Here is a 21,254-nt window from a genome sequence, read left to right as displayed (position 1 = left end):
GTAAACTCAGATTATTATTGCTTTGAAAGCCGTCTGTTAGCATATGACGAAGAGATATATCTAACAATACCGTAAAAATACGAACATCAACCAAGCCTGCAGCGCGCCTGCCGGACATGCCGACTCACCAGATACCGAAGCAAGATTGAATCGCCCAGTGCCATTGCCTAATTCCTTGATCAACTACCAAACCATTTTTGCCCACGCGCCGATTGGCATGTGCGTCTCCGAACGCCGCGTCATGCAGGTATGCAACCTGGCATTGACGCGCATGTTCGGCTACCAGCCGACAGAATTGAATGGTCAGTCTTTCCAGGTGCTGTACCCGACCCAGGACGAGTTCGAGCGCACCGGCGCCCGCATCGTGCCGATCATGAACGCCAAGGGCATGTATTCCGACGAAAGGATCATGCGCCGCGCCAACGGCGAATTGTTCTGGTGCCACGTCACCGGCCATGCACTGGTTCCGGAAGACACTCACGCCGCCGGCATCTGGACCTTTGAAGACCTGAGCGAAAAGCGCAAGGCATCAGCCGAACTGTCGCCACGTGAGCGGGAAATCGCTGCGCTGCTGGTGGAAGGGAAAACCAGCAAACTGATCGGCAAGCAGATCGGCCTCAGCCCGCGCACGGTGGAAATGCACCGCGCCAATCTGATGAAGAAATTTGCCGCATCCACGTCCAGCGAGCTGGTGCACCGCTTGCTGGGGATTACGCAGGCCGAGCGGATTTAACGAACGTTCAGACCGGGATGGGCGGATTGGTTAGCAGTTGACGCAAATCGTCCGGCAAAGGCATCGATTTTTCCAGGTCAAAATCGACCCAGACGATTTTTGCTGCGCCTTCGGCGAACACCACATCCGGCATGTCGGCACGGCGAATTTCGTAGCTTGCCTCAAAGCTGGAGCGACCGATGGCGCCGATATAGGATTTGACTTCAACATCGCAGGGATATTTCAATTGACGCAAGAAACTGCACTGCGCATTGACCAGTACCGGCCCGTGGCGGGAGTCGAAGTCGCTGCCGATCTGTTGCAGCCATTCGATGCGCGCCTGCTCCATATAACGGAAATAAATCGTGTTGTTGACGTGACCAAGCGCATCCATGTCGCCCCAGCGCATGGCGATCTTGGTAGTGTGAACGTGTTTTCTGGTTTCCATTATTTCAACTTTCATGAATATTGCAGTGATCTGCCTTCAGGCGGCCACAAGGAAGTCCGATTCGGCACCCTATCCGACATGCGAGGAACAACACTAACCGCCCAGGAAGCCTAGCATTCTGCAGCAAAATCCCTGACAATTAGCACATCCGTTCGAAAAATTAATTATAGGTAAAGAGACAATGACTCCAACCCCAGGGCAGAACCAGCAAAGTCTTCTTGAGCAATACGGCCCAAGAGAGGCGATGGAATATGATGTGGTGGTGGTCGGTGGCGGGCCAGCAGGCCTGGCAGCGGCGATCCGCCTGAAGCAGCAAGCCGCCGAAAAAGGCAGCGAAGTTTCGGTGTGTGTGCTGGAAAAAGGCAGCGAAATCGGCGCCCACATCCTGTCCGGCGCGGTGATGGACCCGCAGGCACTGACCGAACTGCTGCCAAACTGGAAAGAACTGGGCGCACCGCTGACAACCGAAGTCAGCGAAGACCGCTTCCTGTTCCTGAGCGAGAAAAAAGCCTACAAGACACCTAACTGGTTGTTGCCGGCCTGCTTCCAGAACCATGGCAACTATGTCATTTCGCTGGCCAATGTCGTACGCTGGCTCGGCCAGCAGGCGGAACTGCTGGGCGTGGAAATTTTCCCCGGCTTCCCGGCTGCCGAAGTGCTGTACAACGAGGATGGCTCGGTCAAGGGTGTCGCCACCGGCAACATGGGTGTGGATCGTCACGGCCAACCTACCGACGCCTTCCAGCTCGGTATGGAGCTGCACGCCAAATACACCTTCTTTGCCGAAGGCGCACGCGGCCACCTGGGCAAGCAGTTGATGGCGAAATTTGACTTGAACAAAGGCAAAGACCCGCAAACCTACGCCATCGGCATCAAGGAATTGTGGGAAATCGATCCCAAGCTGCATCAGCCGGGCCTGGTGGTGCATACCGCCGGCTGGCCGCTGGATACCCAGACCTATGGCGGCTCCTTCCTGTATCACCTGGAAAACAACCAGGTCGCGGTCGGCTACGTAGTTGGACTGGCTTACGAAAACCCCTACTTGTCGCCCTACGAGGAATTCCAGCGCTACAAGACCCATCCGGAAATCAGCAAGTTCTTCCAGGGCGGCAAGCGCATTTCCTACGGCGCCCGCGCGATCACCGCCGGCGGCCTGCAATCGCTGCCCAAGCTGACCTTCCCGGGCGGCGCCCTGATCGGCTGCGACGCCGGCTTCCTCAACGCCAGCCGCATCAAAGGCAGCCACGCCGCCATCAAGACCGGCATGCTGGCCGCCAATGCCGCCTTTGAAGCGCTGGGTAACAACCGCCAGTTCGACGAACTGACTGCCTACAGCACCGCCTTCGAGCAATCCTGGTTGCATGAAGAATTGCACAAGGCGCGCAACTTCAAGCCGTGGATGAGCAAGGGCTTGTACGTCGGCACACTGATGGTTGGCATCGACCAGGTGGTATTCGGCGGCAAGGCGCCTTGGACCCTGCGTCACACGCACGCTGATCACGAGTGCCTGAAGCCGGCTGCCAACTACACGCCGATCAAGTATCCGAAGCCGGATGGCAAGCTGACCTTCGACCGCCTCTCATCGGTGTTCATCTCCAACACCAACCATGCCGAAGACCAGCCGATCCACCTGACCCTCAAGGATCCGAACGTCCCGGTCAACGTCAATCTGCGCGATTATGCCGGCCCGGAAGCGCGCTACTGCCCTGCCGGCGTCTACGAATTCGTCACCAACGAAGACAAGACCGAGCGCCTGCAGATCAATGCGCAGAACTGCGTGCATTGCAAGACCTGCGACATCAAGGATCCGACGCAGAACATCGTGTGGGTGACACCGGAAGGCGGCGGCGGGCCGAACTATCCAAATATGTAAGAGACCACACCGTAGGGTGGGCACCCCGTGCCCACGCGTGAACGCCGGGTTACGTATTCCGCTTACCCGGACAACATACTCAGACAACACGTGGGCAAAACTTCTTGCCCACCCTACGACAAAAAAGCCCACGCTGCGATTAACGCAGCGTGGGCTTTTTTTGCGGCAATAGAAATCCTGTCGACAGGATTATTCAGGTAACTGCCAGTTCCCGGACACGATCTTTTCCAGCCAGAAGGTGCCGATAACCGTCTTGACGTCGGTCACCTTGCCTTCCCTCACCCACTCCAGCATATCGGTCAGCGGCGCCCGGAACACGTCGAGGAACTCGCCATCGTCAAGCTTGCGCTCGCCGGCGACCAGGCCGCGCGCCAGGTACAGTTCCAGGTGCTCGTCGGAATAGGCAATCGCATTGTGAATCGTGCAGACGTGCTGCCATTCACTGGCGGTGTAGCCGGTTTCTTCGTGCAGCTCACGCTTGGCGCAGCTGAGATGATCTTCCCCGGCGTCGATTTTACCGGCCGGATATTCGATAAACACGCGCTCCAACGGGTAACGATATTGCCGCTCCAGCAGCACCGTACCATCTTCAAACAACGGCAGGATAACTACCGCACCCGGATGCTTGATGTATTCACGGCTGGTTTCCTTGCCATCCGGCAGTCGTACAGCATCGCGCTGCACCTTCAGGAAGTGACCATCGTAGGCCAGGCTGCTGGTAATCCGGGTTTCTTTCAGATGACTGTCCATGCGAGCGCTCCGAGGGGTGAGTGTGAGGCTATGTGAGGGATAAGGGAGGATCGATGCGGGAGGTTTTCAAGCGTCCGCGCAAGGATGCCGATCCCGCGCGGATTAAAACAAATGCCCGCTGTTCAGCGGTGTTTCTTCAAATAGCGTAATACATAACCGGGATATGCCAGGACCAGGAACATGCACCCGGTTACCGCATAAAATTCCCAGCCTTGGGCGAACGTGTTTCCGATATTGGCCTCGAGCAGATGAGCAAACAGGCCAACCAGCGCATACAGCGCCAACAGTTCCAGCAGACGTACCCAGACCGGCTTGATTGCAGCCTGGGCGCCCGACTTGAGTGGAACCAATGCAAACACCCGCTCATTAAAGAATGGCAGGTTGGCGGCAATCAGCGCCAACAGGATGACAAACAGGCTGGAAAGGGAAACGTTCACAACGTTACGATACCACTCTGCCGAGGAAAGCAGTCAGTGTGCGTACGATCGCGGTGGTGGTCGCATCCATCAGCAAGCCTGGCCACAGACCGAGTACCAGAACTGCCAGCCCGTTCAAGCTCAGCAATACACGAACATCGGCATGCGCGACGATCTTCGAGCTATCCTGCGGCTCATCGAAATACATCAGCTTGATGACGCGCAGATAGTAGAAAGCGCCGATCAGCGAGAACAGCACAGCCACAACAGCCAGCCAGACCTGGCCGCTACCCAGCACTGCTTGCAGCACTGACAATTTGGCGTAGAAACCCATGAACGGCGGGATACCGGCCAGCGACAGCATCAACACCAGCATCACGGCAGCAAACCATGGGCTACGTTGGTTCAGGCCCTTGAAATCATCCATGCTTTCCGCTTCGAAGCCGGAGCGCGCCAACAGCATGATCACGCCGAACGTGCCCAGCGTTGTCATCACATAGGTGATTGCATAGAACAGCGCCGAGCTATAGGCGTTGGCGGCAGAGAACAGATTGCCGTTGACCACGCCAGCCAACAAACCGAGCAACATGAAGCCCATGTGCGAAATCGTCGAATAGGCCAGCATGCGCTTGATATTCGTCTGGGCAATCGCGGTGATATTACCGATCGCCATCGACAGCACAGCCAGCACTGTCAGCATCTGCTGCCAATCGAACGCCAGCGGCAACAATCCCTGGACCAACAAGCGGAAGCAAATTGCAAATGCGGCCAGCTTCGGTGCGGCGCCCAGCAACAGTGTGACGGCAGTCGGCGCGCCTTGATAAACGTCAGGCACCCACATATGGAACGGCACTGCGCCCAATTTGAACGCCAGGCCAGCGACCACGAACACGACGCCGAACACCAGCACCATCTGGTTGACATTGCCGGAAGCCGCAGCGCGGGTGACTTCGATCAGGTCGAGCGAGCCGGTAGCGCCGTACAGCATCGACATACCGTACAACAGGAAACCGGAGGCCATCGCACCCAGCACGAAATACTTCATCGCAGCTTCAGTCGCCGAGGTGTTGTCGCGACGCAGCGCCACCAATGCATACAGGGACAAGGACATCAATTCCAGGCCAAGGTAGATGCTGAGGAAATTGCTGCCGGAGATCATCACCATCTGGCCCAGCAGGGTGAACAGCGCCAATGGATAGAACTCACCGCCGAGATGGCCGCTCACCATGCCACGCTCTTCAATATAGCGGCGCGAATACACCAGGGTCATCGCCACGGCGACATAGGAAACCATCTTCAACAGGCTGCTCAGCGGATCGGAGACAAACATGTTGTGGAAGGTATAGACCGTCTCCCCGCTTTGGAAAGCGCCGAGCGTCAATACGAAACACACCGCCAGTACGGCAAGCGTCAGGTAATAGGTGATGTAACGCTTGGCATCCGAAACGAACATATCGATCAGCAGGACTGCGGACGTCGCAATCAGCAGAAAGATTTCCGGATAAACAGGGATCAGGTTCATGTTATTCATTTATTTGCCGCTTATTTTTGTGCACTGCACTTCTATCTAGTTAGTTGGGGAGAGAGTCATTTGCCACGCTACGGCGGCTCTTAAACTCTGTCCCGCAATCTATCAGTTCCGCAATTCATCAATTCAATTTTGTGATGGCGACATGCTTGAGCAGGTCGGCCACCGAAACTTGCATCGCGTCGGTGAATGGCGCCGGGTACACACCCATCGCAATCACGGCAATCGCCAACACGCCCAACATGACGAATTCACGCTTGTTCAGGTCCAGCATTTCTTTCACATGATGATTCGTGATCTTGCCGAACACCACGCGCTTGACCAGCCACAGCGAATAAGCCGCACCCAGGATCAAGGCGGTTGCCGCCAACAGGCCAATCCAGAAATTGAACTTGACTGCACCCAGGATCACCATGAATTCACCAACGAAGCCGGAAGTTCCTGGCAGGCCCGAGTTGGCCAGCGAGAACAACACGAACAACGCAGCGAAACGTGGCATGACGTTGACCACACCGCCGTATTCGGCGATCTGACGAGTATGCATGCGGTCATACAGCACGCCGATACACAGGAACATCGCGCCGGACACAAAGCCGTGCGAGATCATTTGCACGATGCCGCCCTGCAGGCCGATATCGTTGAAAATGAAGAAACCGAGGGTCACGAAACCCATGTGGGCAATCGACGAATAAGCAATCAGCTTCTTCATGTCGTTCTGCACCAGCGCCACCAGGCCGATATAGATCACGGCGATCAGCGACAAAGTGATGATGAAACCGGCCAGGTAATGGCTCGCATCAGGCGTAATCGGAAGCGAGAAACGCAGGAAGCCGTAGCCGCCCAGCTTCAACATGATCGCCGCCAGCACCACGGAACCACCAGTAGGCGCTTCCACGTGAGCATCCGGCAACCAGGTATGCACTGGCCACATTGGCACCTTGACCGCAAACGCCATCAGGAACGCCAGGAAAATCAGGATCTGTGCAGTCATGCCCAACGGCAGTTCATGCCATGTCAGGATGTCGAAGCTACCGCCCGACTGGAAGTACAGGTACAGCAAGGCAACCAGCATCAGCAGCGAACCCATCAGCGTGTACAGGAAGAACTTGATCGCTGCATACACGCGGTTGGCGCCACCCCAGACACCGACGATGATGAACATCGGGATCAGCGTCGCTTCAAAGAATACATAGAACAGCATGCCGTCCAGTGCGCAGAACACGCCGATCATCAGACCCGAGAGGATCAGGAAGGCGCCCATGTATTGCGCAACCTTCTTCTCGATCACCTGCCAGGCCGCGACCACCACCAGCACGGTGATGAATGCCGTCAGTGGCACGAACCACAGCGACAGGCCATCGATACCGAGGTGGTAATTGATGTTGAAGCGATCGATCCAGGCCGCCTTCTCGACGAACTGCATGCCATGGAAACCGTTGTCGAACTGCCGCACGATCGGCAAGGTCACCACGAAGCTGACCGCTGCACCCAGCAGCGACAGCCAGCGCACCAAAGTAGGATTGTCGTCGCGACCCACTGCCAGGACGAGGATACCGAACGCGACCGGACACCAGATCGCGAGGCTTAGAAGAGGAAAAGTTGACTGCATCATATTTTATTATCGATCTACTTTACTGAGTTTGCTTCGCCAGCTTACTTGGCAAACGGGAACGGCATGAACCAAACCAGGAAACCCAGCACCCCGATAATCATCACGAACGCATAGTGATAGATATATCCGGACTGCCAGAGACGGGTAATCTTCGAGAACCAGTTGACGGCCTTGGCGCTGCCGTTGACTATCAGACCATCGATCAAACCACGGTCGCCGGCGTTCCACAAACCGCGGCCCAGCAAGCGGGCACCGCCTGCAAACACCACGTCGTTGAACTTGTCCATATAGTATTTATTGTCGAGCAAGGTGAAGATCGGGCCAGCTTTCTGCTTGATGGCCGCAGGCAAGCGCGGATTGACCATATAGCAGTAGTAAGCCGATGCCACACCGGCTATCGCCAGCCACAGCGGCGCAGAGCTGAATGCGTGAGCAACCATGCCGATCGGGCCATGGAAATCGTTACGCAGTTCTTCCATCGCATGATGCGCTTCGTTGACGAAAATCACGTCCTTGAAGAAGCTGCCGAACAGCATAGGTTCGATCGCCAGGAAACCGATGATGGCAGAAGGAATCGCCAGCAGGATCAATGGCACAGTCACCACCCAAGGCGACTCATGCGGCTTCTGGCCAGGAGCCAGGCCATGATGCTCATGCTCATCTTCTTCGTCGTCATGATGATCGTCATGGGCACCGTGCGCGTCATGTGCAGCATGCGCATCGTTGGCAGCGTGTGCGTGCGCATCGTGGCCGTCATGCGCCTTGCCGAAACGTTCTTCGCCATGGAACACCATGAAATACATGCGGAACGAATAGAAAGCAGTCACGAAAACGCTGGCCAGCACTGCGAAATACGCAAAGCCGGAGCCGAACAGCGTCGATGCGTGGGCCGCTTCGATGATGCTGTCCTTCGAATAGAAACCGGAGAAGAACGGTGTGCCGATCAACGCCAGCGAACCGATCAGCGAAGTGATCCAGGTAATCGGCATGTACTTGCGCAGGCCGCCCATGTTACGCATGTCTTGATCGTGATGCAGACCCATGATCACCGAACCGGCGCCAAGGAACAGCAAGGCCTTGAAGAACGCGTGGGTCATCAGGTGGAACACTGCTACCGAGTAGGCCGAAGCACCCAGCGCGACAGTCATGTAACCGAGCTGCGACAGGGTCGAGTAAGCGACCACGCGCTTGATGTCAGTCTGGATGACGCCGAGGAAACCCATGAACAGTGCAGTAATCGAACCGATGATCAGGATGAACGACAACGCGGTATCGGACAGTTCGAACAATGGCGACATGCGGGTCACCATGAAAATGCCGGCAGTCACCATGGTCGCCGCGTGGATCAGTGCGGAAATCGGCGTTGGGCCTTCCATCGAATCAGGCAGCCAGACGTGCAACGGGAACTGCGCCGACTTACCCATGGCGCCGATGAACAGGCAGATACAGGCCACGGTCAACAGCATCCAGTCGCTGCCAGGCAAGGTCAAGGTCGCCAGCATGCCCTTTTGCGCGAAGACTTCGGTGTAGTTCATCGAACCCGAGTAAGCCAGCAGCAGGCCGATACCGAGGATGAAACCAAAGTCGCCGACACGGTTGACCAGGAAGGCTTTCATGTTCGCGAAAATCGCGGTCGGACGGGTGTACCAGAAACCGATCAGCAGATACGACACCAGGCCCACTGCTTCCCAACCGAAGAACAGCTGCAGGAAGTTGTTGCTCATGACCAGCATCAGCATCGAGAACGTGAACAGCGAGATATAGGCGAAGAAGCGGTTATAACCCTCGTCGTCCTTCATGTAGCCGATGGTGTAGATGTGCACCATCAATGACACGAATGTCACCACGCACATCATCATCGCAGTCAGGCTGTCGACCAGGAAACCGATCTCCAGCTTGATGCCGCCGACCGTCATCCAGGTATACAAGGTGCCATTGAACGTGGCCCCATCGATCACCTGCAGCAAAGTCTGTACCGAAATGATCAGCGCAATCAGCACACCAAGGATGGTGACCGTATGCGAAGTCTTGCGACCGATCAGGTTGCCGAAGAACTTGGTACCGAATAAGCCCGCAATCGCAGCGCCAGCCAGTGGCGCCAACGGTACGGCAAGAAGTAGTTGTGGGTTAAGTTGCCCCGCCATGATGAACCTTATCTTTATTCGTTGTTTGTTGTCTGCGCGTTGTCTGCGCGCTGTTTACTCATTCTTTGCCTGCTCGTTTCCGCCTGCCAGAGCCTGCGGAAACAAACATCGTCAGCCCTTCAGGCTGTCCAGATCTTCGACGTTGATGGTGTCCAGGTTACGGAACAACGCCACCAGGATGGCCAGGCCAATCGCCGATTCGGCAGCCGCTACAGTAAGGATAAAGAAAACGAAGATCTGCCCCGCTGCATCGCCCAGGTAATACGAAAAGGCGATGAAGTTCATATTCACGGCCAACAGCATCAATTCGATTGCCATCAGCAATACGATGAGGTTCTTGCGGTTCAGGAATATACCGACGATCCCGATCGCAAACAGGATCGCACCGAGAATCAGGTAGTGAGCGAGCGAAAGTACCATATTGCGTCCTTGTTATTTTTGTGGAGCCGCTGGTGCGGCCGGGTTGGCAGGATTCACTGGCGCCACCGGCTCTACCTTGGCCTCCGACTTCATCTTGACCACGCGAATCCGGTCGGTGCTCTTGACCTTGACTGCAGCGGAAGGCGAGAAATACTTGCTGTCCTTGCGGCGGCGCAGTGTCAGCGCGACAGCAGCGACAATTGCCACCAGCAGGATAACCGCTGCGATTTCAAACGCGTAAACGTATTCGGTGTAGATCAGCTTACCCAGTTCCTTGGTGTTGCCGATGTTGGCCGATATAGCCGGCACATCCGCATCCGTACCTTGGAAACCGTGAAAAATGACTGCAGCCATTTCGACCACGATAATGGTGCCGACCGTTGCCGCCAGCGGGAAATACCCCCAGAAGCCCTCTCGCATCTTGTCGAGATTAATGTCCAGCATCATCACCACGAACAGGAACAGCACCATGACGGCGCCGACGTAGACCAGCACCAGAACGATCGACAGGAATTCGGCCTTGAGCAGCATCCAGATGCCGGCCGCGGAGAAGAACGACAATACCAGGAACAGCGCGGAATGCACTGGATTGCGTGCGGTGATTACGCGCAAGGCGGCGATCACCAGCACCACCGAAAACGCGTAGAACAAGAATGTCTTAAATTCCATAATGGCCTATAAACAATTTGCGAAACAGACTTTGAGAGTCGCCGCAACGCGGCGAATTACTCTGTTTCCAACTAATCAGATAAAACGGTTAAATTGCGAGAGTCTTTCATAGCTATGCAAGCTTCCCGCAATCGTTGTTGCTGAATTAGCGATATGCAGCATCCGCAGCACGTGCCGCAGCAATCTCTGGTTCGTAACGATCACCTACCGCCAACAGCATTTCCTTGGTGTAGTACAGATCGCCCCGTTTTTCACCGTGGTATTCCAGGATGTGGGTCTCGACGATCGAATCGACCGGGCAAGACTCTTCGCAGAAACCGCAGAAAATACATTTGGTCAGATCGATATCGTAGCGAGTGGTACGGCGCGAACCGTCTGCACGCTGGTCTGACTCGATCGTGATCGCCATTGCCGGGCACACTGCTTCGCACAATTTGCAGGCGATGCAGCGCTCTTCCCCGTTCGGGTAGCGACGCAACGCATGCAGGCCACGGAAACGCGGCGACTGCGGCGTCTTCTCTTCCGGGAACAGCACCGTAATCTTGCGTGCGAACAGGTAGCGGCCAGTCAACCGCAGTCCCTTTAGCAGCTCCAGCAGCATTAAGCTACCGAAAAAATCCTTGATCGCTTCCATTTGCTATAAACCTTCCATTACTTCCAGATATTCCATGGACTTTGAATCCAGGCGGCGACAATCACCAGATAGGCGAGAACCAGCGGGATAAACACTTTCCAACCCAAGCGCATGATCTGGTCATAGCGATAGCGCGGGAACGAGGCACGCACCCAGATAAACACCGACAACATGAAAAAGGTCTTCATGCCGAGCCAGATCCAGCCTGGGATCCAGTCCAGGATCGCCAGCGGCGAAGCCCAGCCGCCCATGAACAGCAACGCTGTCAGGATCGACACCAGGATCATGTTGGCGTATTCAGCCAGGAAGAACATCGCGAACGACATGCCCGAGTATTCGATCATGTGACCGGCAACAATTTCCGATTCGCCTTCCACCACGTCGAACGGGTGGCGATTGGTTTCGGCAATGCCGGAAATAAAATAAATCAGGAATACAGGGAACAACGACAGCCAGTTCCATGACAGGAAGGCTACGCCGTGATCGTAGAAGTAACCTTTGCTTTGCGCCATCACGATATCGGTCAGGTTCAGGCTGCCGGAAACCATCAGCACGATGACCAGCGCAAAACCCATCGATATTTCGTAGGAAACCATTTGCGCCGAAGCACGCATGGCGCCGAGGAACGCATACTTGGAGTTGGATGCCCAGCCGGCGATGATCACGCCGTAGACTTCCATCGAAGTAATCGCCATCACGAACAGCAGGCCGGCGTTGACGTTGGCCAGTACGGTTTCCGGACCAAACGGCACCACAGCCCAGGCGGCCAGGGCCGGCATGATGGTCATGATCGGGGCAATGAAGAACAACACCTTGTTGGCGCGGGCCGGCAAGGTGACTTCCTTCAACAACAGCTTGAGGGCGTCAGCGATCGGTTGCAGCAAACCGGCAGGACCGACACGATTTGGGCCGAGGCGGATATGCATCCAGCCGATCAGTTTACGTTCCCAGTAAGTCATGTAGGCCACGCACAGCAGCAGCGGCACCAGCACGACGATGATCTTGATCAGGTTCCAGATCAGGGGCCAGAGGCCGCCGAGCAAGTCGGAGCCGGTGGCATTGATGGCGGCGATGAAATGATCCATCATGCTTTCTCCACTACGATAGAACCAAACATCGCGCCCAAAGCTGCGGTCGAAGCATGCGATGCAGCTACCCGCACCACGTTTTCCGGCAGCGTCGAGTCAATCGCCGCCAGCAACGCAGCAGCGCCCTGCCCTTGTTTGAGGTTGACGCGATCGCCAGTGGCGATACCCAATTTTGCAGCCAGTGCTGCCGACAACCATGCCTGCGGCGCCTGGCCGTCGACGGTTTCCTGCAGCGACGAGGCACGACGCACGACGGCATCGCCGAAGTAAATCGGCACATCGGCAATCCGCTCCAGCGCGCCATTGGCCGTTTGAGCAGCAGCTTGCGGCTGCAGATCAGTCAGGTTGTTCAGGCGTGCCTGCAGGTTCGCTTCGGCGACTTCGCCGGTGCCCAGCACTTCATCGCGAATCGCTTCGGAAGTGTCGTAATCGAAACCGGACAGGCCCAGCAAGTTGCCCAATACGCGCAATACCTTCCATGCCGGACGTGCATCGCCGAGCGGCTTGACGGTACCGTTGAAGCTTTGTGCACGGCCTTCGCAGTTGACGAAGGTGCCGGAGGTTTCGGTGAAAGGCGAAATCGGCAGCAGCACGTCGGCGAAATCGACGCCATGCTTGTAGGCGGACAATGCCACCACCATTTCAGCCTTGTCGAGTGCAGCACGAGCGGCTTGCGGATCGAAACTATCCAGCTCCGGTTCGGCGTTCAACAACACGTATGCCTTGTGCGGCTGCGCGAAAATCTGTTGTGCATTGCGGCCTTTGCCGGCTGCCGGCAACGCGTTGGCCCAATAACCGCCGACAGTATTGCCGGCTTCTGTCAGGTAGCCCAACTTGGCACCGGTTTGCTGTGCAATCCATTGCGCCAATGCGTGCAATTGCGACGCTTGCGGATGTTGCGCCGCTGCGTTGCCGAGGAATACGCCCTTGGCATCGCCGGACAACAGGCTCGCTGCAGTTTGCTTGGCGGCAGCTGACGGCTCGACATTGTCGAAGCCAGCTGGCGCTGCAACGCTCTTGGCTTGCGCCACGGCGACAGCGACTTCTGCCAGCGATGCCAGCCACGCCGATGGCGCCGCGATAATCTTGTTTGCAACCGGCATCAGCAGCTCGTCGTCGGTCGCATGCAGGATGCTCAGCTGGGCGCCACGCTTGACGCTCAGGCGCAAACGTGCGGACAGCAGAGGATGATCCTTGCGCAGGAAAGAACCGATGACGAAGGCGCGATTCAATTGCGCGAATTCGTTGATCGACATGCCCAGCCATGGTGTGACTTTGCCATCCAGTGCGAAATCGGACTGGCGCAGGCGGAAATCGATGTTTTCGGAACCCAGGCCGCGCACCACTTTTTGCAGCAGCGACAGTTCTTCCAGCGTCGAGTAAGGCGTACCCAGTGCTGCAATCGCATCGGCGCCATGCTCGTGACGGATGTTACGCAAGCCGTGCGCGACATATTCCAGCGCGGTTTGCCATTCGACTTCTTGCCATTTGCCGTCTTGCTTGAGCATCGGCTTGGTCAGACGTTCGGCGCTGTTCAAGCCTTCATAGGCGAAGCGATCCTTGTCCGACAACCAGCATTCGTTGACGTCGTTGTTTTCCAGCGGCAGCACGCGCATCACCTTGCCGGCCTTGACTTGCACCACCAGGTTGGCGCCCAGGCCATCATGCGGGCTGACCGATTTGCGGCGCGACAATTCCCAGGTACGGGCGCTGTAGCGGAACGGCTTCGAGGTCAGTGCGCCGACCGGGCACAGATCAATCATGTTGCCGGACAGTTCCGAATTGACGGTCTTGCCGACGAAAGTCGTGATCTCGGAGTGTTCACCGCGACCGACCATGCCGAATTCCATCACGCCGGCGATTTCCTGGCCGAAGCGGACGCAGCGGGTGCACTGGATGCAACGGCTCATTTCCTGCATCGAGATCAGCGGGCCAGCGTCTTTCGGCGCGACCACACGCTTTTCTTCTTCGTAACGGGACGACGATTTGCCGTAGCCAACCGCCAAATCCTGCAACTGGCACTCGCCGCCCTGATCGCAGATCGGGCAATCCAGCGGGTGATTGATCAGCAGGAATTCCATCACGCTCTTTTGCGCGGTAGTAGCCTTGTCGCTGGCGGTACGCACGATCATGCCCGCAGTCACCGGAGTGGCGCAGGCAGGCAGGGCCTTAGGCGCTTTTTCCACCTCGACCAGGCACATGCGGCAGTTGGCCGCGATGGAGAGTTTTTTGTGATAGCAGAAATGCGGAATGTAAGTACCAATCTTGTTGGCAGCATCCATTACCATGCTGCCCTCTTGGACTTCCACTTTCTTGCCGTCTATTTCGATTTCAACCATGGCTTTTGCTTTTCTTGCCTATGTTTTGATTAGTTGAGGACAAATCTGTCCTGCCACTTTTCTTTGCTATTCAACCGTCTTATCTAGTCAGTTGGGTACTGAGTCGCACAGCGTGTAATTCGCTACGCTGCAGCCTCAGTTCCGCAATTATTGATAACTAGGCACCAAGCAATGCTTATGCTCGATGTGATATTCAAATTCTTCGCGATAATTCTTCAGGAACCCGCGTACCGGCATCGCCGCCGCATCGCCGAGCGCGCAGATGGTGCGGCCCATGATGTTGCCCGCTACCGTATCCAGCAGATCCATGTCTTCCGGACGACCATGACCGGTTTCAATGCGATGCACCAGGCGATATAGCCAGCCAGTGCCTTCGCGGCATGGCGTGCACTGGCCGCAGGATTCTTCAAAATAGAAGTACGACAGGCGCAGCAGCGACTTCACCATGCAACGCGTTTCATCCATCACGATCACGGCGCCCGAACCCAGCATCGAGCCGGCCTTGGCGATCGAATCGTAATCGAGATCGGTGTCCATCATGACCTCGCCGCGAATCACCGGAGCGGACGAGCCGCCAGGAATCACAGCCTTGATCTTCTTGCCGCCGCGCATGCCGCCAGCCAGTTCCATCAACTTGGCAAACGGCGTACCCAGTGGCACTTCGTAATTGCCCGGCCGTTCGACGTCGCCGGAAATCGAGAAAATCTTGGTGCCGCCATTGTTCGGCTTGCCCAGCGCCGCATAGGCTTCGCCGCCCATGTTCAGCAGGAAAGGCACCGCAGCGAAAGTCTCGGTGTTGTTGATCGTGGTCGGCTTGCCGTACAAACCAAAGCTGGCAGGGAAAGGCGGCTTGAAGCGTGGTTGCCCCTTCTTGCCTTCCAGCGATTCCAGCAACGCGGTTTCTTCGCCGCAGATGTAAGCGCCATAACCATGGAACGCATGCAACTGGAAGTTGAAGGTGCTGCCGAAAATCTTGTCGCCCAACGCACCGGCGGCACGCGCCTCTTCCAGTGCTTCTTCAAAGCGTTCGTAGCCGGACCAGATTTCGCCGTGGATGTAGTTGTAGCCGACCGTGATGCCCATGGCGTAAGCGCCGATGGCCATGCCTTCGATCAACGCATGCGGGTTGTAGCGAATGATGTCGCGGTCTTTGAATGTGCCCGGCTCGCCTTCGTCGGTATTGCAAACCAGGTATTTCTGGCCTGGAAATTGACGTGGCATGAAACTCCACTTCAGACCTGTCGGGAAGCCTGCACCGCCGCGGCCGCGCAGCGAACCAGCCTTCAGTTCGGCGATGACTTGCTCAGGGGTGATGCCTTCGGACAGGATGCGCTTGAGGGCGGTATAGCCGCCGCGCTTGACGTAATCGGCGTAGTGCCAGTTGTTGCCGTCCAGGTCAGCCAGGATCAGCGGATTGATGTGGCGATTGTGCAGACTGGTCATTTCTTCAGTTCCTCCAGCAAGCCGTCAATCTTTTCATTCGACATCCAGCTACACATGCGTTTGTTATTAACCAGCAGCACCGGCGCATCGCCGCAAGCTCCCATGCATTCGCCCTCGACCAGCGTGAACTGACCATCAGCGGTAGTTTCACGGAAACCGATGCCGAGCTTGTGCTTCAGATGCTCCGCCGCGCGCACGCCGCCGGACAACTGGCAAGGCAGATTGGTGCAGATGCTGATCTTGTGCTTGCCGACCGGCTTGGTGTTGTACATATTGTAAAAGGTCGCGACTTCCTGCACCGCGATAGCCGGCATGCCGAGGTAATCCGCGACATCCTGCATGGTTTCCGGCGCCAGCCAGCCCTTTTCGTCCTGTGCGATCGCCAATGCAGCCATCACCGCCGACTGCTTCTGGTCGGCGGGAAATTTCGCTACTTCGCGATCGATCTTTTTGTATGTATCTTGACTTAACAACATGTGTTGGCCATTCGTGCGCGATACTTTGCGCGAGTAGTTAGTAACAAATTCCGTAGCTCTCAGCAGCTGCCATCAGGAGGCTCTGAGAACCGTAGCGAGCGGCTTAAGGTCTGATCGAGAAGCGCAACTGCACGAAGGTACAGTGAGCATCGCAGGCCAGAGATTAAGTCGCGCAGTAGGTTATCAGAATCTCCTTAGCGGTCGATTTCACCGAAAACAATGTCTTGCGTACCGATGATGGTGACGGCATCGGCGATCATGTGGCCCTTGGCCATTTCGTTCAACCCTTGCAGATGCGGGAAGCCAGGTGCACGGATCTTCAGGCGGTAAGGCTTGTTGGCGCCATCGGAGACGATGTAGACGCCGAACTCACCCTTCGGATGCTCAACCGAGGCATACGCCTCACCTGGCGGCACATGGAAACCTTCAGTGAAGAGCTTGAAATGGTGAATCAGCTCTTCCATGTTCGATTTCATGTTGACCCGCGACGACGGCGCAACCTTGTGGTTGTCGGTCATGACTGGGCCGCCGTTGTTGCGCAGCCATTCTACGCATTGCTTGATGATCCGGTTGGACTGGCGCATTTCTTCCACGCGCACCAGGTAACGGTCATAGCAGTCGCCGTTCTTGCCGACCGGGATATCGAAATCGAGCAAGTCGTAAACTTCGTAAGGCTGCTTCTTGCGCAGATCCCATTCGACGCCTGAACCGCGCAGCATCGGACCGGTAAAGCCCATTGCCTTGGCGCGCTCCGGCGAGACTACACCGATACCGACCAGACGCTGTTTCCAGATACGGTTATCGGTCAGCAGTGTTTCGTATTCGTCGACGTATTTCGGGAAACGGACAGTGAAGTCTTCAATGAAGTCGAGCAGCGAACCTTGGCGGTTTTCGTTCAGCGCCTTGATTGCCTTGGCATTGCGCACCAGCGATGCCTTGTGCTGCGGCATGGTGTCCGGCAGGTCGCGATAAACGCCGCCTGGACGGTAATAAGCCGCATGCATACGGGCGCCGGAAACGGCTTCGTAGCAATCCATCAGGTCTTCGCGCTCACGGAATGCATACAGCAGCACCGCCATCGCGCCGACGTCCAGCGCATGCGCGCCGATCCACATCAGGTGGTTCAGCAGACGCGTGATTTCGTCGAACATGACGCGGATGTATTGCGCACGCAGCGGCACTTCCAGGCCCAGCAGACGCTCGATTGCCATCACATAGCCGTGCTCATTGCACATCATCGACACGTAGTCGAGACGATCCATGTACGGCACGGATTGCAGGTAGGTTTTCTGTTCCGCCAGCTTTTCGGTGCCGCGATGCAGCAGGCCGATATGCGGGTCAGCACGCTGGATCACTTCACCGTCCAGCTCCAGCACCAGGCGCAAAACGCCGTGTGCGGCCGGATGCTGCGGGCCGAAGTTCAGCGTGTAGTTCTTGATTTCTGCCATTATTTGATCCCGTAGTGTTCTTCACGAATCACCCGCGGCGTGATTTCGCGCGGATCAATCGTTACGGGTTGATAAATTACGCGCTTCTGCTCTGCGTCGTAGCGCATCTCGACATAGCCCGAGACCGGGAAGTCCTTGCGGAACGGATGGCCGATGAAACCGTAGTCGGTCAGGATGCGGCGCAAGTCGTTGTGGCCTTCGAACAGGATGCCGAAGAAGTCGAACGCTTCGCGTTCGTACCAGTTGGCCGATGCCCAGATATCGGTCACCGAAGCCAGAATCGGCTGTTCGTCGTCAGGGGCGAATACGCGCACGCGCAAACGCCAGTTATGCTCGATCGACAGCAGGTGCGACACTGCCGCGAAGCGGGCGCCTTCCCAGCTGCCATCGCCATAGGTTGAATAGTCGACGCCACAGAGGTCGATCAATTCTTCAAAACGGGTATCGGCATGGTCGCGCAGGACGCGCATCGCGGACAGGTAATTCGAAGCCTTGACTACGATCGTGATCTCGCCCAAGGCAACGGTCAAGCTTTGAAGATCGTCGCCAAGCGCATTGCGCACGGCGGCTTCAAGGGTTTCCAGTTTGGTCGTCATTGTGCTCTCTTAGCGCGCAATCGTATTGGTGCGGCGAATCTTGTTTTGCAGCTGGATGATGCCATACAGCAGCGCTTCAGCGGTCGGTGGGCAGCCTGGGACATAGATATCGACCGGCACGATGCGATCGCAACCGCGCACCACCGAATACGAATAGTGATAGTACCCGCCGCCATTGGCGCAGGAACCCATCGAAATCACCCAGCGCGGCTCCGGCATCTGGTCATAAACCTTGCGCAAGGCTGGCGCCATCTTGTTGCACAGCGTGCCTGCCACAATCATCACGTCGGACTGACGCGGCGACGGGCGAAAGATTACACCAAAACGGTCCATGTCGTAGCGCGAGGCGCCGGCATGCATCATTTCGACCGCACAGCAGGCCAGACCAAAGGTCATCGGCCACAACGAACCGGTACGGGTCCAGTTGATCAGTTTGTCAGCCGTAGTGGTGACAAAGCCTTCGTTCAAAACACCTTCAATAGACATGACTTACTCCCAATCCAGCGCGCCGCGCTTCCAGATGTACCAGAAGCCCACCACGAATTCAGCGATAAACACCATCATCGTGATAAAGCCCTGCCAACCGAGGTCACGCATCGCGACGCCCCACGGGAAGAAGAAAGCGGTTTCCAGATCGAACAAGATGAACAAAATGGCGACAAGGTAATAACGCACATCGAACTTCATGCGCGCATCTTCGAATGCTTCAAAGCCGCATTCGTAAGGAGATGTTTTTTGGGGATCAGGCCGATGCGGCCCAAGGATACGACCAATCAGTTGCGGTGCGATACCGACCGCAATGCCAATCAGGATAAACAGCAGGACAGGAAAATAATTTTCGAGGTTCACGATTATGCGCCAGTAGTTTGAACGGTCAGTAGAGTGATTTGCCGATCTGTTTCATCAGACCTGACGCCCCCAATCCAGCAAACCAACCTACAGTTCCTCGACAAAAAGCCAGCGCAGGGGCAACCGTTGCTGGCCTTGTATTCTTTGGTGCCGACGGCGAGACTCGAACTCGCACAGCTTTCGCCACTACCCCCTCAAGATAGCGTGTCTACCAATTTCACCACGTCGGCATAAGGGCTTATTTTAACCTGATTTAGTACTTTTGTTCAATGCACAAAAGGGTTAAAAGTCAGCAATTTCACTCAGTAATTGCATTTAATTTGCCGGGGACAGAGTAATTCGCCAAACCTCGGCAATTTACCCGCTGCGCCCCGCAAATAATTACTTTGGAATCTGGTTCGATTGCGCGCTGCCGGTCGACGGTGCAGGCACCGAAGCTGCTGCCGCACTTGCCGATCCGGCTGCATCAGCAGCTGGGGCAACAGGCGCTGCCGGCGTAGCAGGAATTGCAGCTGCCGGAGCCGAGACCGGCGGCAGGTTATCCATCACGCCGCCGGTGACAGCGCCGCGATGATTACCCAGGTACACCAGAGCCAATGTCGCGATGAAGAAAATCGCTGCGGCCAGGCCGGTCGACTTCGACAGGAAGTTCGACGAACCGCTAGCGCCGAACAGGCTGCCCGAAGCGCCCGAACCGAACGCGGCTCCCATATCGGCGCCCTTGCCATGCTGCAGCAGCACGAGACCGATGATCGTCAGTGCCGACAGAACCTGAAGGATGACAATGATGTTAAATACTGTGTTCATTTAATGACTTCCAATGAGAGTTGATTCTATATTTACTTGATCCGAACTGCCGAGCCGCGATGGCATCTGCGCCCTATCAATCTTTTCACTTACTGCATCGATTTAATCAAGCGACTACATCGATGCGGACACTTCCAATCACGCTGCGGCAACGATCGCCAGGAAATCCGCTGATTTCAATGCTGCGCCGCCAATCAGGCCGCCGTCGATATCCGGCATGGCCAGCAGTTCAACAGCATTGTCTGGCTTCATGCTGCCGCCATACAAAATCTTTACTTCAAGCGCTGCCGCGGCATTCTTTTTTGCCAGCTGGGCGCGCAACGCCAGATGCACATCTTGCGCCATTTGCGGCGTCGCTGTCTTGCCGCTGCCGATCGCCCATACCGGCTCATACGCCACCACGATTCTTGCCAGGTCAGCATCGGCCAGCACACTCAATACCGCATCAAGCTGGCGACCGACCACTGCCTCGGTCTGACCGGCCTCACGCTCAGCCAGGGTTTCGCCGACACAGACGATTGGCGTCACGCCGGCTTCCAGCGCGCGCAATGCCTTCTGCGCCACGACAGCGTCGCTCTCTGCATGATAGGCGCGTCGTTCGGAATGACCAACGATGACGTATCTGCAAGAAAAATCCTTCAGCATCGATACCGAAACTTCACCGGTATATGCGCCTGCTGCATGCGCCGACACATCCTGCCCACCCCATGCTATTGCCGATCCGGCAAGTGCAGCCTGGCACTGCGCCAGGTAAGGCGCCGGTACGCACAACGCAACATCGCAAGCTGGAGCTGCTGCGCCGGCCTTGATTTCCGCCAGCAAAGCCGCATTGGCAACCAGACTGCCATTCATTTTCCAGTTACCCGCTACAAGTTTGCGACGCATATTTACCAAGGCCCAGGTTTTTAATAACCCGGCATTCTAACGCGCTGCAGCGAAAGCGGTCAAACCGGCAATAAAATGTTTAACAATCGCTGCAAGCTGCTTTTATGCCGGAAATCC

The 21,254-nt window shown here is 56.4% G+C and carries 21 protein-coding genes and 1 tRNA gene; 2 read left to right on the top strand and 20 right to left on the bottom strand.

The genetic code is table 11. The features are described from left to right. The first annotated feature begins 163 nt into the window (after nt 1–163). Nucleotides 164–733 carry a LuxR C-terminal-related transcriptional regulator gene (locus ACIPF8_RS00780; protein ID WP_400417001.1) on the top strand — a complete coding sequence of 190 codons (570 nt, stop codon included), beginning with the start codon at nt 164–166 and terminating at the stop codon, nt 731–733. Between the two features lie 7 nt (nt 734–740). Here ACIPF8_RS00780 and ACIPF8_RS00775 read toward each other — a convergent pair whose 3' ends face one another. Further along, nucleotides 741–1,160, bottom strand: coding sequence for an acyl-CoA thioesterase (locus ACIPF8_RS00775; protein WP_400416526.1), 420 nt, complete (start codon nt 1,158–1,160; stop codon nt 741–743). Between the two features lie 181 nt (nt 1,161–1,341). On the opposite strand from ACIPF8_RS00775, the gene ACIPF8_RS00770 reads away from it, so the two are divergent. Continuing rightward, nucleotides 1,342–3,033 carry an electron transfer flavoprotein-ubiquinone oxidoreductase gene (locus tag ACIPF8_RS00770; RefSeq protein ID WP_400416524.1) on the top strand — a complete coding sequence of 564 codons (1,692 nt, stop codon included), beginning with the start codon at nt 1,342–1,344 and terminating at the stop codon, nt 3,031–3,033. Between the two features lie 189 nt (nt 3,034–3,222). Here ACIPF8_RS00770 and ACIPF8_RS00765 read toward each other — a convergent pair whose 3' ends face one another. The 19 genes from ACIPF8_RS00765 to tpiA form a co-directional block, all read right to left on the bottom strand. After that, nucleotides 3,223–3,783: an NUDIX domain-containing protein gene (locus ACIPF8_RS00765; protein WP_400416523.1), complete on the bottom strand. Its 561-nt coding sequence runs from the start codon at nt 3,781–3,783 to the stop codon at nt 3,223–3,225. Between the two features lie 122 nt (nt 3,784–3,905). Then, nucleotides 3,906–4,220, bottom strand: coding sequence for a DUF2818 family protein (locus tag ACIPF8_RS00760; RefSeq protein ID WP_400416522.1), 315 nt, complete (start codon nt 4,218–4,220; stop codon nt 3,906–3,908). Between the two features lie 4 nt (nt 4,221–4,224). Beyond that, complete coding sequence (gene nuoN / locus ACIPF8_RS00755) at nt 4,225–5,730, bottom strand: NADH-quinone oxidoreductase subunit NuoN (RefSeq protein WP_400416521.1); 1,506 nt, start codon at nt 5,728–5,730, stop codon at nt 4,225–4,227. A 118-nt stretch (nt 5,731–5,848) separates the two neighbouring features. Next, entirely contained in the window at nt 5,849–7,339 is a 1,491-nt protein-coding gene (locus tag ACIPF8_RS00750) for an NADH-quinone oxidoreductase subunit M (RefSeq protein ID WP_400416519.1), read from the bottom strand. A gap of 41 nt (nt 7,340–7,380) precedes the next feature. Beyond that, entirely contained in the window at nt 7,381–9,483 is a 2,103-nt protein-coding gene (nuoL, locus tag ACIPF8_RS00745; RefSeq protein WP_400416518.1) for an NADH-quinone oxidoreductase subunit L, read from the bottom strand. A 111-nt stretch (nt 9,484–9,594) separates the two neighbouring features. After that, nucleotides 9,595–9,903: an NADH-quinone oxidoreductase subunit NuoK gene (gene nuoK / locus ACIPF8_RS00740; protein ID WP_061533767.1), complete on the bottom strand. Its 309-nt coding sequence runs from the start codon at nt 9,901–9,903 to the stop codon at nt 9,595–9,597. 12 nt (nt 9,904–9,915) lie between these two features. Next, entirely contained in the window at nt 9,916–10,572 is a 657-nt protein-coding gene (locus ACIPF8_RS00735; RefSeq protein ID WP_400416517.1) for an NADH-quinone oxidoreductase subunit J, read from the bottom strand. 145 nt (nt 10,573–10,717) lie between these two features. Then, nucleotides 10,718–11,206, bottom strand: a complete 489-nt coding sequence (gene nuoI, locus ACIPF8_RS00730) for an NADH-quinone oxidoreductase subunit NuoI (RefSeq protein WP_061533769.1) — start codon at nt 11,204–11,206, stop codon at nt 10,718–10,720. A gap of 17 nt (nt 11,207–11,223) precedes the next feature. After that, on the bottom strand, nt 11,224–12,291 hold the full coding sequence (nuoH, locus tag ACIPF8_RS00725; RefSeq protein ID WP_400417000.1) for an NADH-quinone oxidoreductase subunit NuoH: 1,068 nt from the start codon (nt 12,289–12,291) through the stop codon (nt 11,224–11,226). After that, a complete protein-coding gene (gene nuoG / locus ACIPF8_RS00720) occupies nt 12,291–14,633 on the bottom strand; it encodes an NADH-quinone oxidoreductase subunit NuoG (RefSeq protein ID WP_400416515.1) in 2,343 nt (780 codons plus the stop codon). The genes nuoH and nuoG overlap by 1 nt, the downstream gene beginning before the upstream one ends. A gap of 147 nt (nt 14,634–14,780) precedes the next feature. Next, entirely contained in the window at nt 14,781–16,076 is a 1,296-nt protein-coding gene (gene nuoF, locus ACIPF8_RS00715; RefSeq protein WP_400416513.1) for an NADH-quinone oxidoreductase subunit NuoF, read from the bottom strand. Further along, complete coding sequence (gene nuoE / locus ACIPF8_RS00710; RefSeq protein ID WP_400416511.1) at nt 16,073–16,552, bottom strand: NADH-quinone oxidoreductase subunit NuoE; 480 nt, start codon at nt 16,550–16,552, stop codon at nt 16,073–16,075. The genes nuoF and nuoE overlap by 4 nt, the downstream gene beginning before the upstream one ends. Before the next feature lie 194 nt (nt 16,553–16,746). Further along, complete coding sequence (locus ACIPF8_RS00705) at nt 16,747–18,000, bottom strand: NADH-quinone oxidoreductase subunit D (RefSeq protein ID WP_400416510.1); 1,254 nt, start codon at nt 17,998–18,000, stop codon at nt 16,747–16,749. Next, nucleotides 18,000–18,596 carry an NADH-quinone oxidoreductase subunit C gene (locus ACIPF8_RS00700; RefSeq protein WP_400416509.1) on the bottom strand — a complete coding sequence of 199 codons (597 nt, stop codon included), beginning with the start codon at nt 18,594–18,596 and terminating at the stop codon, nt 18,000–18,002. Before ACIPF8_RS00700 ends, ACIPF8_RS00705 begins: the two co-directional genes overlap by 1 nt. A 9-nt stretch (nt 18,597–18,605) precedes the next feature. After that, on the bottom strand, nt 18,606–19,082 hold the full coding sequence (locus ACIPF8_RS00695) for an NADH-quinone oxidoreductase subunit B family protein (RefSeq protein ID WP_014005578.1): 477 nt from the start codon (nt 19,080–19,082) through the stop codon (nt 18,606–18,608). A 3-nt stretch (nt 19,083–19,085) separates the two neighbouring features. Continuing rightward, a complete protein-coding gene (locus tag ACIPF8_RS00690; RefSeq protein WP_061533775.1) occupies nt 19,086–19,445 on the bottom strand; it encodes an NADH-quinone oxidoreductase subunit A in 360 nt (119 codons plus the stop codon). Between the two features lie 145 nt (nt 19,446–19,590). After that, a tRNA-Leu gene (locus ACIPF8_RS00685) sits at nt 19,591–19,675 on the bottom strand. 151 nt (nt 19,676–19,826) lie between these two features. Next, complete coding sequence (gene secG / locus ACIPF8_RS00680; protein WP_400416507.1) at nt 19,827–20,252, bottom strand: preprotein translocase subunit SecG; 426 nt, start codon at nt 20,250–20,252, stop codon at nt 19,827–19,829. 138 nt (nt 20,253–20,390) lie between these two features. Continuing rightward, nucleotides 20,391–21,137: a triose-phosphate isomerase gene (tpiA, locus tag ACIPF8_RS00675; RefSeq protein ID WP_400416506.1), complete on the bottom strand. Its 747-nt coding sequence runs from the start codon at nt 21,135–21,137 to the stop codon at nt 20,391–20,393. Between the last annotated feature and the right edge of the window lie 117 nt (nt 21,138–21,254).

Origin of the sequence: Collimonas sp. NPDC087041 (assembly GCF_044745265.1) — a bacterium.
In the GTDB taxonomy this organism is placed as follows: Bacteria; Pseudomonadota; Gammaproteobacteria; order Burkholderiales; family Burkholderiaceae_D; genus Collimonas.
The sequence above is the reverse complement of the archived record's forward strand: the minus strand, read 5'-3'. Positions and strand labels throughout refer to the sequence as shown.

Coding starts and splice junctions, on each gene's coding strand:
- ACIPF8_RS00695 (WP_014005578.1), bottom strand. CDS start 19,082: ATGTCTATTGAAGGTGTTTTGAACGAAGGCTTTGTCACCACTACGGCT.
- ACIPF8_RS00705 (WP_400416510.1), bottom strand. CDS start 18,000: ATGGCAGAAATCAAGAACTACACGCTGAACTTCGGCCCGCAGCATCCG.
- ACIPF8_RS00700 (WP_400416509.1), bottom strand. CDS start 18,596: ATGACGACCAAACTGGAAACCCTTGAAGCCGCCGTGCGCAATGCGCTT.
- nuoI (WP_061533769.1), bottom strand. CDS start 11,206: ATGGAAGCGATCAAGGATTTTTTCGGTAGCTTAATGCTGCTGGAGCTG.
- nuoE (WP_400416511.1), bottom strand. CDS start 16,552: ATGTTGTTAAGTCAAGATACATACAAAAAGATCGATCGCGAAGTAGCG.
- nuoL (WP_400416518.1), bottom strand. CDS start 9,483: ATGGCGGGGCAACTTAACCCACAACTACTTCTTGCCGTACCGTTGGCG.
- nuoG (WP_400416515.1), bottom strand. CDS start 14,633: ATGGTTGAAATCGAAATAGACGGCAAGAAAGTGGAAGTCCAAGAGGGC.
- ACIPF8_RS00765 (WP_400416523.1), bottom strand. CDS start 3,783: ATGGACAGTCATCTGAAAGAAACCCGGATTACCAGCAGCCTGGCCTAC.
- tpiA (WP_400416506.1), bottom strand. CDS start 21,137: ATGCGTCGCAAACTTGTAGCGGGTAACTGGAAAATGAATGGCAGTCTG.
- ACIPF8_RS00775 (WP_400416526.1), bottom strand. CDS start 1,160: ATGGAAACCAGAAAACACGTTCACACTACCAAGATCGCCATGCGCTGG.
- nuoN (WP_400416521.1), bottom strand. CDS start 5,730: ATGAATAACATGAACCTGATCCCTGTTTATCCGGAAATCTTTCTGCTG.
- secG (WP_400416507.1), bottom strand. CDS start 20,252: ATGAACACAGTATTTAACATCATTGTCATCCTTCAGGTTCTGTCGGCA.
- nuoF (WP_400416513.1), bottom strand. CDS start 16,076: ATGACCAGTCTGCACAATCGCCACATCAATCCGCTGATCCTGGCTGAC.
- ACIPF8_RS00750 (WP_400416519.1), bottom strand. CDS start 7,339: ATGATGCAGTCAACTTTTCCTCTTCTAAGCCTCGCGATCTGGTGTCCG.
- ACIPF8_RS00735 (WP_400416517.1), bottom strand. CDS start 10,572: ATGGAATTTAAGACATTCTTGTTCTACGCGTTTTCGGTGGTGCTGGTG.
- nuoH (WP_400417000.1), bottom strand. CDS start 12,291: ATGGATCATTTCATCGCCGCCATCAATGCCACCGGCTCCGACTTGCTC.
- nuoK (WP_061533767.1), bottom strand. CDS start 9,903: ATGGTACTTTCGCTCGCTCACTACCTGATTCTCGGTGCGATCCTGTTT.
- ACIPF8_RS00770 (WP_400416524.1), top strand. CDS start 1,342: ATGACTCCAACCCCAGGGCAGAACCAGCAAAGTCTTCTTGAGCAATAC.